Source organism: Sphingobium sp. VMM, from assembly GCF_056790315.1.
The window spans coordinates 32,457-46,751 of record NZ_JBXGSI010000012.1 but is presented as its reverse complement, the minus strand read 5'-3'; the positions used below and the strand labels follow the sequence as shown (position 1 = coordinate 46,751).

The window sequence follows — 14,295 nt, the reverse complement described above, 5'->3', positions numbered from 1 at the left end:
ACCGGCAAAAAGGGAGAGGAAGCGATGCGTCGATCGATTGCAATGGGCATGACAGCCCTGTCAGCGCTACTGATGGCCGGCATGGCGGGGGCGCAGCAGGGCAGCGCACCTGCCGGGCCTGCAAGCGCCGCCGAAGACCCGCTCTTCACCCAGCCCTATATCGACATCGACGAATGGCGCGATGCGCCGGTGCGGCACCGCTATGTCCATGGCGGGTTCAAGGGGACGGAGACCCGTTTCTCCTTCTATTTCCCCGACAAGGCGCACTATCAGGGCCGCTTCTTCCAGCATATCACGCCGGTCCCCGATGACGAGAATCTGGCGCAGAAGCTGACCGATGGCGAGGAAAATTATATCGGCTTTTCGATCGCGTCGGGCGGCTATTATGTCGAGACCAATGGCGGCGGCCGCGACCAGGTGGGCATGCCGGGCAAGCCCAATGACTTCACCATCGCCGCCTATCGCGCCAATGCTGCATCGGCCCGCTATTCGCGCGTCGTCGCGCAGCAGATGTACGGCGGCAAGCGCCCCTATGGCTATGCCTTTGGCGGCAGCGGCGGCGGCTTCCGCACCGTCGGCTCGATCGAGAATACCACCGGCGTGTGGGACGGCGTCGTCCCCTATGTGCTGGGATCGCCGATGGCGCCGCCCAACATGTTCTCCGTGCGGATGCGCGCGATGCGGGTGCTCAATGACAAATTCCCGCAGATATTGGACGCGGTCGAGCCGGGCGGCTCGGGCGATCCTTATGCCGGGCTAACGCCGCAGCAGGCGTCGGTGTTGCGCGAGGTGACGGCGATGGGTTTCCCGACGCCCAGCTGGTTCGGCTGGAAGACGATGGGCATCCACGGCTTTGCCGCCCTCTATGGCGGGATGGTGATGGCCGATGCCGGCTATTTCACCGATTTCTGGACCAAGCCGGGCTATCTCGGCCATGATGATCCCAAGAGTTTCGAGGGCTATCGGCTGCAGCATGATGCGACCATCGCTGCACCGATCAGCGCGGCGCAGGCGGCGGACCTGAAGCTCGACACCCGCATCACCGACGGCGCGGCCAATGTCGACAATGCCTTTGCCGCGCTACAGGGCCGGGCGGCACAGCGTATCGTCGCCTTCCGCCTGTCGAGCCCGCCACCCGCCACCTATTTCGTCGGCGGCGACCTGATCGTCGGGTCGGGCGCGGCGCAGGGCAAGCGGCTGACGATCAACCGGATCGCCGGCGATGTCGTGATCCTGGGCGTGGTGGACGATGCCGTGGTCGACCTGCTGAAGGCCGGCAACAAGGTGCGCGTCGACAACAGCAATTTCCTCGCTGCCGAAACCTATCATTGGCATCAGGTGCCGCCGGCCGATGCCGGCTATCCGGTCTGGGACCAGTTTCGCGGGGCCGACGGCAAGCCGCTCTATCCGCAGCGCCCCTTCCTGCTCGGCCCGCTCTTCACCGCCGCGACCACTGGCAAGCCGATGGGCCAGCCGCCGATGACCGGGCAGTTCCAGGGCAAGATGATCCTGGTCGAAAATCTCTGGGATCGCGAAGCCATGCCTTGGCAGGGCGACTGGTATCGCCAGCGGGTGATCGCCGCGCAGGGCGCGGGCGCAGACCAGAATTTCCGCATCTGGTTCACCGACCATGCGCTGCATGGCGACAGCAGCCATCAGGAAGACCCGACCCGCACGGTCAGCTATCTGGGCGTGCTGGAGCAAGCGCTGCGCGACCTTTCCGCCTGGGTGGAAAAGGGCGTCGCCCCGTCCGCCAACACCGCCTATCGCATCGATCATGGCCAGGTGATCGTGCCGGCCGATGCGACGGCGCGCGGCGGGATCCAGCCGGTCGCCAGCGTCACCGCCAATGGCAGTGCCAAAGCCGTCGTGAAGCCCGGCGCGGCCGTGACCTTCCGCGCAACCATCAGCGTGCCGCCGGGCACCGGCCGGATCGTGTCGGCGGAATGGGATTTCGACGGCAGCGGCGCCTTTGCCGAGAAGGCGAAGCTGCCCGGCGGTTCGGGCAGCAGCCTGACCCTGACCACGCGCCACAGCTTCGCCGCGCCAGGCACCTATTTCCCCGCGCTGCGCATCGCGTCGGAGCGCAAGGGCGACGGCGCCACCCCCTATGCCCGCATCCAGAATCTGGGCCGGGTGCGGGTCGTCGTCCAATAGCGGCAGAGGCGGCGCCGCATCATGTGGCGCCCCTGTCCCGTCAGTTCGACACGTCAGGGCATTGGCCGGGACGCTTTTCTTCCTTGCCGGCCTTGAACCAGCGGGTCGACTGGGCATCGACGGCCTCGTCATAATAGCAGACCTCGGCCGTGCCGCTGGCCGGATCGACCAGGGTCAGCCATTGGTGCGGGCCGCAATTATGGGTTTCGCACGACCAGGCCGCAACCTTGCCGTCGACGGTCGCGATCGGCGAGGAGGGGCCGCCATCCTCCAGCACCCATTTGCGCACCACCTTGTCCGCGACCGCCGCCTTCACCGCCGCGACCACGGCCGGATCGGCATTCCAGCTATGGGCGCCGATCTTGTCGAAGGGATATTTGCCGACATACTGGCTGAAGGCGTCTGCGCTGGGCGCGGCGGCGTTGGTCGCGTTGGCGGCGTTGGCCATGGCATTTTCGACCGCGTTGACCGCATTGTCGGCGGCGTCGTCGGCCGGGCTGCTCTTCTCGCCGCTGCAGGCGGCCAGCGCGACAGACAGGAGGACGGGCAGGGTCAGGACGGTCCAGAGGCGGTGGCGGGTCATCGGCGGTCCTTTGCGCGGTAGGGATGACCCCATGGTGGGGCGGGACGCGGCAGCGAGCAAGCGTGATTGCAGCCAAGACGCGGAAATTGGCGGCTGATCCGTCTGTAGGGGCAGATGATCTTCGATTGCGAAAGGCCCCTTGCCCGATGCGTTTCCCCCCTGCCCTGATCCTGCTCGCCGGCCTGGCTGCCGCACCCGCCACCGCCCAGACCGCGGCCCCCGCCGACGGCCCGTTGAAGGTGGAAAATTACTACCGCGTCAAATGGGGCGGGATGGGCCAGTTCCTGACCGCCTATCACAAGCAGCATGAGGCCTTGCTGCGCGAGATGATGCGGCAAGGCTATATCACCGAGGTCACGGTCGAGATGCCCTTCACCCATATGGGCGGCAGCACGCGGTGGGACGTGCGCACCACCATTGTCTACAAGCATGGCGCCGACGGCGTGGGCGCGGGCGAAGCATATAAGGCGGCGATGGCGGCGGCCAAGGCGCGGATGTTCCCCGACAAGGCGGCGTTCGATGCCGAGGAGGCCAAGCGCATGGCGGTGACGGAAGATCATTGGGACGTGGTGCTGGAACCCGCGCCATAAGGATCGGCAGGCCATTTGGGGGCATCGCTGCGGCGGACCGTGAAGCTGTCGCGATTCATGGGTCAAATGCCCCCTTTTCCTTTGCCCGAAGCCACGCCATGTTGGAGCCGAGTAAAGTGCATCGCGGGAGGCAGGCAAACGCATGTTCGGCGCATTGTGGAAACGAATCTTCGGCAAGACCAACGCCCCCGAGCAAGAACCCGCCCTTCCTCCCTATGATCCGCTCGCGGCGCTGCGCGACCAGGTGTGGCGCGACGTCGCCGGGGGATTTCATGACGATGATGCGATCCTGACCGCCGCCCACGACACGTTCGTCGAAGAACTGCCCGGCCCGACCCTGCGCCGCGAGGCATCGGCCGCGCTGCGTCAGGCGCTGGCCGAGCATAATGCCGCCGAAAAGGCCTGGCCCGACATGACCGATTGCGACCGACTGGACGCCGCCTTTGCCGCGCTGGAAGCCGAGGGCGTGATCGCGCGGCAGAATTTCACCTGCTGCGGCAGTTGCGGCGCGATCGAGATCTGGGACGAGATCGAGGAAGCGATCGGCGAAGGGCGCCCGGCCGAGGGCTATGCCTTTTTCCACATGCAGGACACCGAGGCGGCGGTGGAGGGCGAGGCGCTCTACCTCAATTACGGCGCCTGCGCAGCCGGCGAGGCGGCGGCGCTCGACATCGGCCGGCGGATCGCCGCCCAGCTCGACGCCCATGACCTGGCAGTCGACTGGGACGGCAGCTGGAGCATGCGCATCCAGGTGGTACTCGACTGGAAGAAGCGCCGCACCCTGCGCATGCTGGAGGCCTGAACCGGCGGCGCCTGCTGCGCGCCGACCGTCACCATATCGCGATGCTCGGGTGGAAGCCGCCCTCCTGCCCGCTATGGGTGGCATGCATGTTGATGCGCGTCGGCACGAAACTGGTGCCGCGATATTCGGGTATGATCCTGAACTGATCGACCAGCCCCTCACGGGTGAAGCGCTGTAGCGTGCCGCTAATCTGGTCGAGCGCGGCGCCCGCTTCGGGTGGGACATAGCTGATATTCGCCTTGCGCCTCGGCCCGCCCAGACGGATCGGGAAGAGATAGATGCGCACCAGCGCCCCGGTCGCCACCAGCGCCTCCGCCTGTTCGCGCGAGGTGACATGAGAAAAATCGGGCTTGGCCGCTGCCGGATCGGGCGCGCCGACGATGATCGCGGCGAGCAGCAGCGGCAATAACGAAGCGAGACGATGAACCATGGACTTCCTCCTCTGAGGACGAATCATGTTCGTTATTTGTTCTCATATTTTCGGCGATCCTGCAAGCCCGCACGGACGAAGGGCGCAGGGTCACACCCGAAGTTCACAGCGTTATCGACCTTTCCGGGGCATTTGCGCCACTTTTGCACCGGCAGCGCGTCACCCACGCGCCTGCTCTGCATCAGAACGCGCCACCGGGGCGACGCATAACGCGCCCATGATGCCCCGGTGACGCGACTAGTCTGCACCTGTTTTGCACCGATATGCCTCAGCGCCGCGTCGCGGTCTGCGGGCGAAGCTGGGTGGCGATCGGGTCGGCCATCGCCTGGGCATGGAGCGTCAGCGCGTTGCTCCAGTCCCGGTCGAAGGCAGTGCCGGCGAGGCGGCGGCGCAGACGATGCGCGCTGGATGGCGACATGCCGACCATGCGCGCGGGCTGCGCGGGCGGGGATGGACTGTGTCATTCCCCAGGGTAGATCAGAGGATCGCCGTGTAGGACAGGGGATATTGGCGGAACCGAAGCGCTAGTTCGCCCACACGCATAATATGACGCGATCTTCACACATGATCCGCTCGGCCAGCAGCATTGCTGCCGCAAACTCGGCATAGTCTGAAGGCTTACCGAGCATGGTGTACCGGCGCAGGCGCTCCCCGGAGCAATCCTTCCGTGCTGAGATCCTCGTCAATATCCGGCCAATGAATGCCATAGCCACCACCGGCGACTTCCCAAACGGCACGCTGATCGGGTGTCGCGCTGGCAAGGCGTGGATACCAGGCAAGGGGGACAGAGATGGTCCGACCGTCCATCAGGTCGACGATCAGGCTATCCGCATCGCAGCGAACATCGGCAACACGTTCGTCGGTGATCCTAGCCGAAATATTCATGCCAAGCCTCCAGCAGGCGCGCCCGATGGGCCTCCACCATCGTGATTATGCCATTTATCTCCTGGCGACGAAAGCCGGTGTTCCTTGCGAGGGATATAGGGTCTAGCCAGACCTTGATCGAAGCGCCGCCCTTGTCGACATGGACATGGGGCGGTTCATTGGGTTCGTGGCTGTAGAAATAGAAGCGATAGCCATCGAGGCGCAAGATGGTCGGCATCGGTCACGGTTCCCCATAGGATGCCGAACCATCTATAATGAAGCGGTGAGCGGATCACCCGGTAAAATCGAGAAAGTTACCGGGTGCCAAAGCCTCAATCATGCTCCCTGCCGCCGGCGCCCATATAGAGTTCGCTGCCGGTTTCCTTGAAGAGTTTGCTCATCTCTTCCATGCCTTTCAACGCGGCGGCCTTGCTGGCTTCGGCGACTTCCGCGCCGGTGAGACCGGCTTCTAGGAAACCGTCGGCGGGCTGGTTCTTCCTGGCGGCGAAGTCGCGCACTTCCTGGGTGATCTTCATCGAGCAGAATTTAGGGCCGCACATGGAGCAGAAATGGGCGCTCTTGGCACCTTCGGCCGGCAGGGTCTGGTCGTGATATTGTTCGGCCGTGTCGGGATCGAGGCTCAGGTTGAACTGGTCGCGCCAGCGGAACTCGAAGCGGGCGCGGCTGAGCGCGTCGTCGCGGACCTTGGCGGCGGGGTGGCCCTTGGCCAGGTCGGCGGCGTGGGCGGCGAGCTTGTAAGTGACGACGCCGACCTTCACATCGTCGCGGTCGGGCAGGCCCAGATGCTCCTTGGGCGTGACGTAGCAGAGCATCGCCGTGCCATACCAGCCGATCTGCGCCGCGCCGATGCCGCTGGTGATATGGTCATAGCCCGGCGCGATGTCGGTGGTGAGCGGCCCGAGCGTATAGAAGGGCGCTTCGCCGCAGACCTGCAGCTGCTTTTCCATATTCTCCTTGATCTTGTGCATCGGCACATGGCCGGGGCCTTCGATCATCACCTGCACATCCTGTTTCCAGGCACGGTGGGTCAGTTCGCCCAGCGTGTAGAGTTCGGAGAATTGCGCTTCGTCATTGGCGTCCGCGATCGAGCCGGGGCGCAGGCCGTCGCCCAGCGAATAGGCGATGTCATAGGCCTTCATGATCTCCGTGATCTCGTCGAAATGATCGTAGAGGAAGCTCTCCTTGTGGTGCGCCAGGCACCATTTCGCCATGATCGAGCCGCCGCGCGAGACGATGCCGGTGACGCGCCTGGCCGCCATCGGGATATAGGCCAGGCGGACGCCCGCATGGATGGTGAAATAGTCGACGCCCTGTTCGGCCTGTTCGATGAGAGTATCGCGGAAAATGTCCCAAGTGAGGTCTTCGGCAATGCCGCCGACCTTTTCGAGCGCCTGATAGATGGGGACGGTGCCGATCGGCACGGGCGAGTTGCGGATGATCCATTCGCGCGTGTCATGGATGTTGCGGCCGGTCGACAGGTCCATCACCGTGTCGGCGCCCCAGCGGATCGACCAGACCAGCTTGTCGACTTCGGAGGCGACGTCGGAGGCGACCGCCGAGTTGCCGATATTGGCGTTGATCTTCACCAGGAAATTGCGGCCGATCGCCATCGGCTCGGATTCCGGGTGGTTGATGTTCGACGGGATGATGGCGCGACCGCGGGCGACTTCATCGCGGACGAATTCCGGGGTCACATAGTCGGGGATGGAGGCGCCCCAGCTTTCGCCGTCGCGGACATATTCGGCGAGGCGGGCGCGGCCGAGATTTTCGCGCTCGGCGACATATTCCATTTCCGGGGTGATGATGCCGCGACGGGCATAGTGCATCTGGGAGACGTTGGCGCCGGGCTTGGCGCGCAGCGGGCGCTTGACGACATTGGGGAAGGGCTGGACGCCGCCCGAGCGATCGGGGCCTTTGAGGCCATTATCTTCCGGTCGGATTTCGCGCGCATCATATTCCTCGACATCGCCGCGATCGCGGATCCAGTCACGGCGCAGCTGCTGGAGGCCGGCCATGATGTCGATGCGGGCGTCGGGATCGGTATAGGGGCCGGACGTGTCATAGACGCGGACAGGCGGCTCGCCGCTCCCCGGCTCCAGATGAATCTCGCGCATGGCAACCTTGCGCGGGCCGATATGGATCTTCTTCGAGCCGCGAATGGCTCCCGTAGTAACGCGCATTTCGGTGCGGGCGGGGACGTCTGCCATAACTTCTCTCTCCTTCAGGCGGAAAGAGAGTGCGGGCGGTGTCACGGGACGAGTGGCACGACGCGCTTCCCTCCCTACGCCAGTGTCAACTGGATCAGGTTCAGCGGGTCGCGGCCACAAAGCCGCCTCTCAACCGTCTGCGGACGGTCCCCCGGGGATATGGGCAATGGATAGCGCAAGCGCAGCGACAGGGGAAGCCCTTCGCGAGCCGATCGCCTTGCGCCGGGGCGATGGAGACCATAATTGGAAGGAGATCCAGCAAGAGGCCGATCGTGCAGAACAGCGCCCCACCCCATCCCGATTCCGAGAAGGCCCGGCGCAAGGCGTTGCGGCACGAGATGCGGATGGTGGCGGTGCGGCCGCGGCGCTGGGGGCTGTGGCTGCTGACGCTGGGTGCGCTGCTGCTGATCCTGCCGTCGGCCTTTGGCGTTCATAGCCTGATGGGCTGGTCGCCGATGCTGCTGGGGCTGGTCGCCTGCGCCGCGTCGCTGCCCTTGCTGGTGGCGGGCGCGGTGCTACGGCGGCGCTATCTGAAGGGCCAGCTCGCGCGGGATTGAGGACAACAAAGGGGGGCGCAATGAAGAGGTTTTTGACGATGGTTTCTGCTGCCCTGCTTACCGGCGCTGGCGCGCCCGCCCCCGCGCCTGCCGACGATCCGTTTGTCTGGCTGGAAGACTGGACCGGGCCGCGCGCGATGCAGTGGGTGGAAGCGGAGAACAAGGCGACCGTCGCCACGCTGCAGGGCGATCCGCGCTATGCCGGCTATTACAGGCAAGCGCTGGCGATCGCGTCGGCCAAGGACCGGATCGCGATGCCGATGCTGATCCATGGCCGCATCTATAATTTCTGGCGCGATGCCGACCATCCGCAGGGCGTGTGGCGCTATACGTCCGAGGCCGATTATGCGTCGGCGTCGCCGAGCTGGACGACCGTGCTGGATCTGGATGCGCTGTCCAGGGCCGAGGGCAGGAAATGGGTGTGGAAGGGCGCGACCATCCTCGACCCCGAGGAACGGATCGCGCTGCTGGCGCTGTCGGACGGCGGCGAGGATGCGGTGCGGCTGCGCGAGTTCGACCTGGTCGATGGCCGTTTCGTGCCGGGTGGGTTCGACATTCCCAACGCCAAGCAGAATGCCGAATGGCTGGACAAGGATACGCTCCTCCTGTCGCGCGACTGGGGGGCGGACAGCCTGACCAAGTCGGGCTATCCCTTCGTCATCAAGACGCTGAAGCGCGGGCAGAGGCTGGAGGACGCGCAGGAAGTGTTTCGCGGCGCGGCGAGCGACCAGCTGATGTCGATGCCGATCCTGCTGAGCGACGGGCAGGGCAATCGGGCCGCCTTCCTGTTTCGCGGCGTCACCTTCTTCGGCAACGAGACCTGGCTGCTGACGGCGCAGGGGACGAAGCGGCTGGCGCTGCCGGCCAAAAGCCAGTTGCAGGGCATGGTCGACGGGCAGGTGCTGATCCAGACCAGCGAGGAATGGACCAGCGGCGGCGTGACCGTGCCGGCCGGGGCGCTGGCGAGCGTGGCGCTCAAAGCCCTGCAGGATGGCGGCGTGCTGACGCCCGAGATATTGTTCGCGCCGACGCCGCGCCAGTCGATCGACGGGGTGGTGGCGACGCAGAATCGGGTCGTGCTGAGCCTCAATGACAATGTGCGCGGGCGGGTGCGGGTCTATGCGCGCGGCGCCAAGGGATGGGCTGCGCAGCCGGTCGAGCTGCCCGACAATGCGACGATCAGCACGGTCGCCGCGTCCGACAAGAGCGACAAGACCTATCTGGCGGTGGCAGGATTCCTGGCGCCGACGACATTATGGGCGATGGACGCGGCCGAGCCCAAGCCGGTGCAGGTCAAGGCGATGCCGGCGCGGTTCGACGCGGCGGGGCTGGTGGTCGAGCAGTTTGAGGCCACATCGAGCGACGGGACGAAAATCCCCTATTTCATCGTCCACAAGAAGGGGATGACGCCCGACGGCAGCACGCCGGCGATCATGACCGCCTATGGCGGCTTCGAGGTGCCGATGACGCCCAGCTATGCCGCGATCACCGGCAAGCTGTGGCTGGAGCGGGGCAATAGTTTCGTGCTGGCCAATATCCGCGGCGGCGGCGAGTTCGGCCCGGCCTGGCATGAGGCGGGCCTCAAGACCAAACGCCAGATCATCTATGATGATTTCGCGGCGGTGGCGCAGGACATCTTTGCCCGCAAACTGTCCAGCCCCAGGAAGTTCGGCATCTATGGCGGGTCCAATGGCGGGCTTTTGATGGGGGTGGAGTTCAACCAGCATCCTGACCTCTGGAACGGGGTGGTGATCCAGGTGCCGCTGCTCGACATGATCCGATACGAGCAGATCGCGGCCGGCGCGTCCTGGGTCGATGAATATGGCAGCGTGTCGGTGCCGGAGGAAAAGGCGTTTCTCGAGACAATCTCGCCCTATGCCAATATCCGCAAGGGGGTCGCCTATCCCACGCCCTATATCTGGACCACGACCAAGGACGACCGGGTCGGCCCGCAGCATGCGCGCAAGTTCGCCGCGCGGCTGAAGGACTATGGCCTGCCCTATCTCTTCTACGAGGATACCGCCGGCGGTCATTCTGGCGATGCAGATATCGAACAGGGCGCGCGGTTGCAGGCGATGCAGATGGTCTATTTCAGCCAAAGGCTGGAGGGAAAATAGAGGCCAGGCCGCGTAGACAAATTCAGCGCGCGCCGAATGGCCGGGATGGGTGGGAACAAGACATAGCCCCTCCCTTCCAGGGAGGGGGTGGGGTGGGTTGCGAGCGCAGCGAGCTTCTGCCCTATCGACCGTAGACCGCCGCTACGCGGCGCACCCACCCCCGGCCCCTCCCTGGAAGGGAGGGGAGTAGGAAACGTCCGCATTTGGTCGTTTTCAGACTATCCTCCCCTGCAAGGGGAGGTGGCTGGCCGAAGGCCAGACGAAGGGGTATCCCCCTCTCGATAGCGTGACACCCCTCCACCACTTCGTGGTCCCCTTCGGCAGAGTCGCGTGCCTCTGCCGAACCTTGCAGGGGAGGATTTTACAGCCGCTTTTGGTCGCTTCCTGCCAATCACGACCTGCGTCATCCTGACGGAAGTCAGGATCCATTCGACGTTACACCCGCGCGAAAGCGCTGAATGGATCCCGGATCAAGCATGCCCTGAGCCTGTCGAAGGGGCCGGGATGACGTCGGTTAAATGAGGGGATGGCCGGGGCTGACGCGAACGGAAATTGCGAGAATCTTTGGCGAAGCGACAGTTTCGCATTGCATTGCAGCAAAGCGTGGTTTCTGATCGCATCATGCTCAAGGCCGCGCTGCACCACCTGACCGCCTATCGCTATAGCCGCCCGATCCGTCTGGGTCCGCAAGTGATAAGATTGCGGCCCGCGCCGCATAGTCGCACCAAGATCCCCAATTATGCGCTGAAGATCGAGCCGGCGAACCATTTCCTCAACTGGCAGCAGGATCCGCACGGCAACTGGCTGGCGCGGATCGTCTTTCCCGATCCGGTCGATCATTTCAGTATCGAGGTCGATCTGCTGGCCGATCTGGATATCATCAACCCGTTCGACTTCTTCGTCGAACCCTATGCGGAAAATTACCCCTTCAGCTATGACGAGCAGCTGGAGACCGATCTGGCCGCTTATTATGACGTCGAGATGCAGGGGCCGTTGTTCGAGGAACTGGTGGCCCAGCATGCCACGTTCGAGGGGCGGACGATCGACTTCCTGGTCGATGTGAACAGCAAGCTGCAGCAGCGCATCGGCTATGTCATCCGCATGGAAACCGGGGTGCAGACGCCCGAGGAGACGCTGGACATCGGCACCGGATCGTGCCGCGATTCCGCTTGGCTGCTGGTGCAGCTGCTGCGCCGGCTGGGCTTTGCCGCGCGTTTCGTGTCGGGCTATTCGATCCAGCTGGTTGCCGATGTCGAGCCGATCGAGGGGCCCAAAGGCGTTACCCAGGATGTGGTCGACCTGCATGCCTGGGCCGAGGCCTATGTGCCCGGCGCCGGCTGGATCGCGCTTGATGCGACCAGCGGCATGTTTGCGGGCGAGGGCCATATCCCGCTCTGCGCCACACCCCATTATCGGTCCGCAGCCCCGATCAGCGGCATGGCCGAACCGGCCGAGGTCGATTTCAATTTCGCCATGAATGTCAGCCGCATTGCCGAGGCGGTGCGGATCACCAAGCCCTTTACCGAGGGACGCTGGGCGTCGCTGATGGCGCTGGGCGAGCAAGTGGACGCCGACCTGATCGCGCAGGATGTGCGGCTGACCACCGGTGGCGAGCCGACCTTCGTCGCGGTCGATGATCCACAGGCGGGCGAATGGAATGGCGATGCCGTCGGCCCGACCAAGGCGGGCTATGCCGACCGGCTGATCCGGCGGCTGCGCGACCGTTTTGCGCCGGGCGCGCTGCTGCACCATGGCCAGGGCAAATGGTATCCGGGCGAAAGCCTGCCGCGCTGGGGCTATTCGATCTACTGGCGCGCGGACGGCGTGCCGATCTGGCGCGATGCCGGGCTGATCGCGGGCGAGCCGGAGGCGGGCGATACGACCATTACCGCCGAGGATGCCGGCCGCTTCCTCACCGCCATGGCGGAAGGGCTGGGGGTCGAGACCGATTTCGTCCAGCCGGTGTTCGAAGATGCGCTGGCCTGGTCGGTGAAGGAGGCGGAACTGCCCGCCAATACCGAGCCGGGCGACCCCAAGTTCGACAATCCCGAGGAACGCAGCCGGATGGTGCGCGCGTTCGAGGGCGGCCTTTCCAAGACGGTCGGCTATGTGCTGCCGATCCAGCGCTGGCAGACGCAGGCGAGCGCGCCGCGCTGGCAGAGCGAGGTGTGGAAGGTGCGGCGCAAGGCGCTGTTCGCGGTGCCGGGGGATTCGGCACTGGGATACCGCCTGCCGCTGGGCACCCTACCCTATGTGCCGCCGTCCGATTTCCCCTATATCCACCCGCAGGATACGAGCGAGCCGCGCGAACCGCTGGCCGATTATCGTGCCGAGGCGGAAGCCGAAACCAGCGCACCGGCGGAACGGTTCGAGCGGTCCGAAGTCGCCACCGCCGAGCATCAGGACCGGCAGGAACAGGTCTTCATCGAAGGCGCGGTGCGCACCGCCGTCACGGTCGAGCCGCGCGGCAATTTCCTGTCCGTCTTCATCCCGCCGGTGAAGACGCTGGACGATTATCTGGAGTTGATTGCGCAGGTCGAGAAGGTGGCCGAGGCGACGCGCATCCCGGTGCGGATCGAGGGCTATGCCCCGCCGTCCGACCCGCGCGTCAACGTGCTGAAGGTGACGCCCGACCCCGGCGTGGTCGAAGTGAATATCCAGCCGGCGACAAGCTGGGCGGAGACGGTGGCGATTACCCAGGGCGTCTATGAGGATGCCCGCGAGGTGAAGATGACCGCCGACAAGTTCATGGTCGATGGCCGGTCGGTCGGCACCGGTGGCGGCAATCATCTGGTGCTGGGCGGGGCGAGCGTGAACGACAGCCCGTTCATCCGCCGGCCGGACTTGCTCAAGAGCTTCGTCCTCTACTGGCAACGGCACCCCTCCCTCTCCTATCTGTTTTCCGGCCTGTTCATCGGCCCGACCAGCCAGGCGCCGCGCATCGACGAGGCGCGGCACGACAGCCTCTATGAGCTGGAGATCGCGCTGGCGCAGGTGCCCAATCCGGTGCGCGACGGGGAGGACAAGCTGCCGCCGCCCTGGCTGGTCGACCGGCTGTTCCGCAACCTGCTGGTCGATGTGACCGGCAATACCCACCGCACCGAAATCTGCATCGACAAGCTGTTCTCGCCCGACGGGCCGACCGGGCGCCTAGGCCTCGTCGAGTTTCGCGGGTTCGAGATGCCGCCAGACCCGCAGATGAGCCTGGCCCAGCAATTGCTGCTGCGCGCGCTGACCGCCTGGTTCTGGCGCGAGCCGCAGCAGGGCAATCTGGTGCGCTGGGGCACGGCGCTGCACGACCGTTTCTTCCTGGGCCATTTCGTCTGGGCCGATTTCCTGGAGGTGCTGAACGACCTGCGCCAGGCGGGCTATGATTTCGATCCTAACTGGTTCGAGGCGCAGCGCCAGTTCCGCTTCCCGGTGCATGGCAGCGTGGAGGCCGGCGGCGTCGGGCTGGAGATCAGCCATGCGCTGGAGCCGTGGAACGTGCTGGGCGAAACCGGCGCGATCGGCGGTACGGTGCGCTATGTCGACAGTTCGACCGAGCGGTTGCAGGTGCGTGTGTCGGGCCTGGTCGCCGGGCGCCACATCGTCAGCTGTAACGGGCGGCGAGTGCCGATGACGCCGACCGGCGTGCCAGGCGAGGCGGTGGGCGGCGTGCGCTACAAGGCATGGGCGCCAGCCAATTGCCTGCACCCCAATCTGCCTGCGAATGCGCCACTGACCTTCGATATCTTCGACAGCTGGAGCGGGCGATCGCTGGGCGGCTGCGTCTATCATGTCGCCCATCCGGGCGGGCGCAATTATGACGATGTGCCGATCAACAGCTATGAGGCGGAGGCGCGGCGCAAGGCGCGGTTCCAGGATCATGGCCATACGCCCGGCCCGGTCGACATGCCGCCGACCGAACCCCCGAGCGAATTTCCGATGACGCTGGACCTTCGGTTCAGGCATCCCGAATATTAGA

At 65.1% G+C, this 14,295-nt stretch carries 11 protein-coding genes, 1 pseudogene and 1 riboswitch; of the genes and pseudogenes, 6 read left to right on the top strand and 6 right to left on the bottom strand.

The genetic code is table 11. From position 1 onward, the window contains the following. Positions 1 to 24: 24 nt before the first annotated feature. Positions 25 to 2,157 carry a hypothetical protein gene (locus ACUCV3_RS16295; protein WP_482240891.1) on the top strand — a complete coding sequence of 711 codons (2,133 nt, stop codon included), beginning with the start codon at positions 25 to 27 and terminating at the stop codon, positions 2,155 to 2,157. A gap of 40 nt (positions 2,158 to 2,197) precedes the next feature. Here ACUCV3_RS16295 and ACUCV3_RS16290 read toward each other — a convergent pair whose 3' ends face one another. After that, positions 2,198 to 2,740: an Ivy family c-type lysozyme inhibitor gene (locus ACUCV3_RS16290; protein WP_482240890.1), complete on the bottom strand. Its 543-nt coding sequence runs from the start codon at positions 2,738 to 2,740 to the stop codon at positions 2,198 to 2,200. 146 nt (positions 2,741 to 2,886) lie between these two features. Here ACUCV3_RS16290 and ACUCV3_RS16285 point away from each other — a divergent pair, with 146 nt between their 5' ends. Together ACUCV3_RS16285 and ACUCV3_RS16280 are read left to right on the top strand one after the other, a co-directional pair. Then, positions 2,887 to 3,330 (top strand): hypothetical protein, encoded by a 444-nt coding sequence (locus tag ACUCV3_RS16285; RefSeq protein ID WP_279727314.1) that lies wholly within the window; start codon positions 2,887 to 2,889, stop codon positions 3,328 to 3,330. Between the two features lie 142 nt (positions 3,331 to 3,472). Further along, positions 3,473 to 4,132 carry a DUF6891 domain-containing protein gene (locus ACUCV3_RS16280; RefSeq protein ID WP_069335496.1) on the top strand — a complete coding sequence of 220 codons (660 nt, stop codon included), beginning with the start codon at positions 3,473 to 3,475 and terminating at the stop codon, positions 4,130 to 4,132. A gap of 28 nt (positions 4,133 to 4,160) precedes the next feature. Here the strand turns inward: ACUCV3_RS16280 and ACUCV3_RS16275 are convergent, their stop codons facing one another. From ACUCV3_RS16275 to thiC, 5 genes and pseudogenes are all read right to left on the bottom strand, one after another. Further along, on the bottom strand, positions 4,161 to 4,562 hold the full coding sequence (locus tag ACUCV3_RS16275; protein WP_482240889.1) for a hypothetical protein: 402 nt from the start codon (positions 4,560 to 4,562) through the stop codon (positions 4,161 to 4,163). Positions 4,563 to 4,830: 268 nt separating this feature from the next. Continuing rightward, positions 4,831 to 4,995, bottom strand: a pseudogene (locus ACUCV3_RS16270) (LysR family transcriptional regulator); the annotation flags it as partial. 185 nt (positions 4,996 to 5,180) lie between these two features. Further along, a complete protein-coding gene (locus ACUCV3_RS16265; protein ID WP_004209434.1) occupies positions 5,181 to 5,447 on the bottom strand; it encodes a DUF2442 domain-containing protein in 267 nt (88 codons plus the stop codon). Then, positions 5,431 to 5,664 (bottom strand): DUF4160 domain-containing protein, encoded by a 234-nt coding sequence (locus ACUCV3_RS16260; protein ID WP_010335477.1) that lies wholly within the window; start codon positions 5,662 to 5,664, stop codon positions 5,431 to 5,433. The genes ACUCV3_RS16265 and ACUCV3_RS16260 overlap by 17 nt, the downstream gene beginning before the upstream one ends. Positions 5,665 to 5,758: 94 nt before the next feature. Then, complete coding sequence (gene thiC, locus ACUCV3_RS16255; protein ID WP_279727311.1) at positions 5,759 to 7,654, bottom strand: phosphomethylpyrimidine synthase ThiC; 1,896 nt, start codon at positions 7,652 to 7,654, stop codon at positions 5,759 to 5,761. Between the two features lie 54 nt (positions 7,655 to 7,708). Beyond that, positions 7,709 to 7,818: riboswitch (TPP riboswitch) on the bottom strand. Positions 7,819 to 7,926: 108 nt separating this feature from the next. Here thiC and ACUCV3_RS16250 point away from each other — a divergent pair. The 3 genes from ACUCV3_RS16250 (at position 7,927) to ACUCV3_RS16240 (ending at position 14,294) form a co-directional block, all read left to right on the top strand. Further along, positions 7,927 to 8,211, top strand: coding sequence for a hypothetical protein (locus ACUCV3_RS16250; protein ID WP_029547380.1), 285 nt, complete (start codon positions 7,927 to 7,929; stop codon positions 8,209 to 8,211). A 20-nt stretch (positions 8,212 to 8,231) separates the two neighbouring features. Continuing rightward, positions 8,232 to 10,328, top strand: coding sequence for a prolyl oligopeptidase family serine peptidase (locus ACUCV3_RS16245; protein ID WP_279727310.1), 2,097 nt, complete (start codon positions 8,232 to 8,234; stop codon positions 10,326 to 10,328). Positions 10,329 to 10,949: 621 nt separating this feature from the next. After that, a complete protein-coding gene (locus ACUCV3_RS16240; protein WP_482240913.1) occupies positions 10,950 to 14,294 on the top strand; it encodes a transglutaminase family protein in 3,345 nt (1,114 codons plus the stop codon). Position 14,295: the final 1 nt, after the last annotated feature.

Coding starts and splice junctions, on each gene's coding strand:
- ACUCV3_RS16295 (WP_482240891.1), top strand. CDS start 25: ATGCGTCGATCGATTGCAATGGGCATGACAGCCCTGTCAGCGCTACTG.
- ACUCV3_RS16290 (WP_482240890.1), bottom strand. CDS start 2,740: ATGACCCGCCACCGCCTCTGGACCGTCCTGACCCTGCCCGTCCTCCTG.
- ACUCV3_RS16285 (WP_279727314.1), top strand. CDS start 2,887: ATGCGTTTCCCCCCTGCCCTGATCCTGCTCGCCGGCCTGGCTGCCGCA.
- ACUCV3_RS16280 (WP_069335496.1), top strand. CDS start 3,473: ATGTTCGGCGCATTGTGGAAACGAATCTTCGGCAAGACCAACGCCCCC.
- ACUCV3_RS16275 (WP_482240889.1), bottom strand. CDS start 4,562: ATGGTTCATCGTCTCGCTTCGTTATTGCCGCTGCTGCTCGCCGCGATC.
- ACUCV3_RS16265 (WP_004209434.1), bottom strand. CDS start 5,447: ATGAATATTTCGGCTAGGATCACCGACGAACGTGTTGCCGATGTTCGC.
- ACUCV3_RS16260 (WP_010335477.1), bottom strand. CDS start 5,664: ATGCCGACCATCTTGCGCCTCGATGGCTATCGCTTCTATTTCTACAGC.
- thiC (WP_279727311.1), bottom strand. CDS start 7,654: ATGGCAGACGTCCCCGCCCGCACCGAAATGCGCGTTACTACGGGAGCC.
- ACUCV3_RS16245 (WP_279727310.1), top strand. CDS start 8,232: ATGAAGAGGTTTTTGACGATGGTTTCTGCTGCCCTGCTTACCGGCGCT.
- ACUCV3_RS16240 (WP_482240913.1), top strand. CDS start 10,950: ATGCTCAAGGCCGCGCTGCACCACCTGACCGCCTATCGCTATAGCCGC.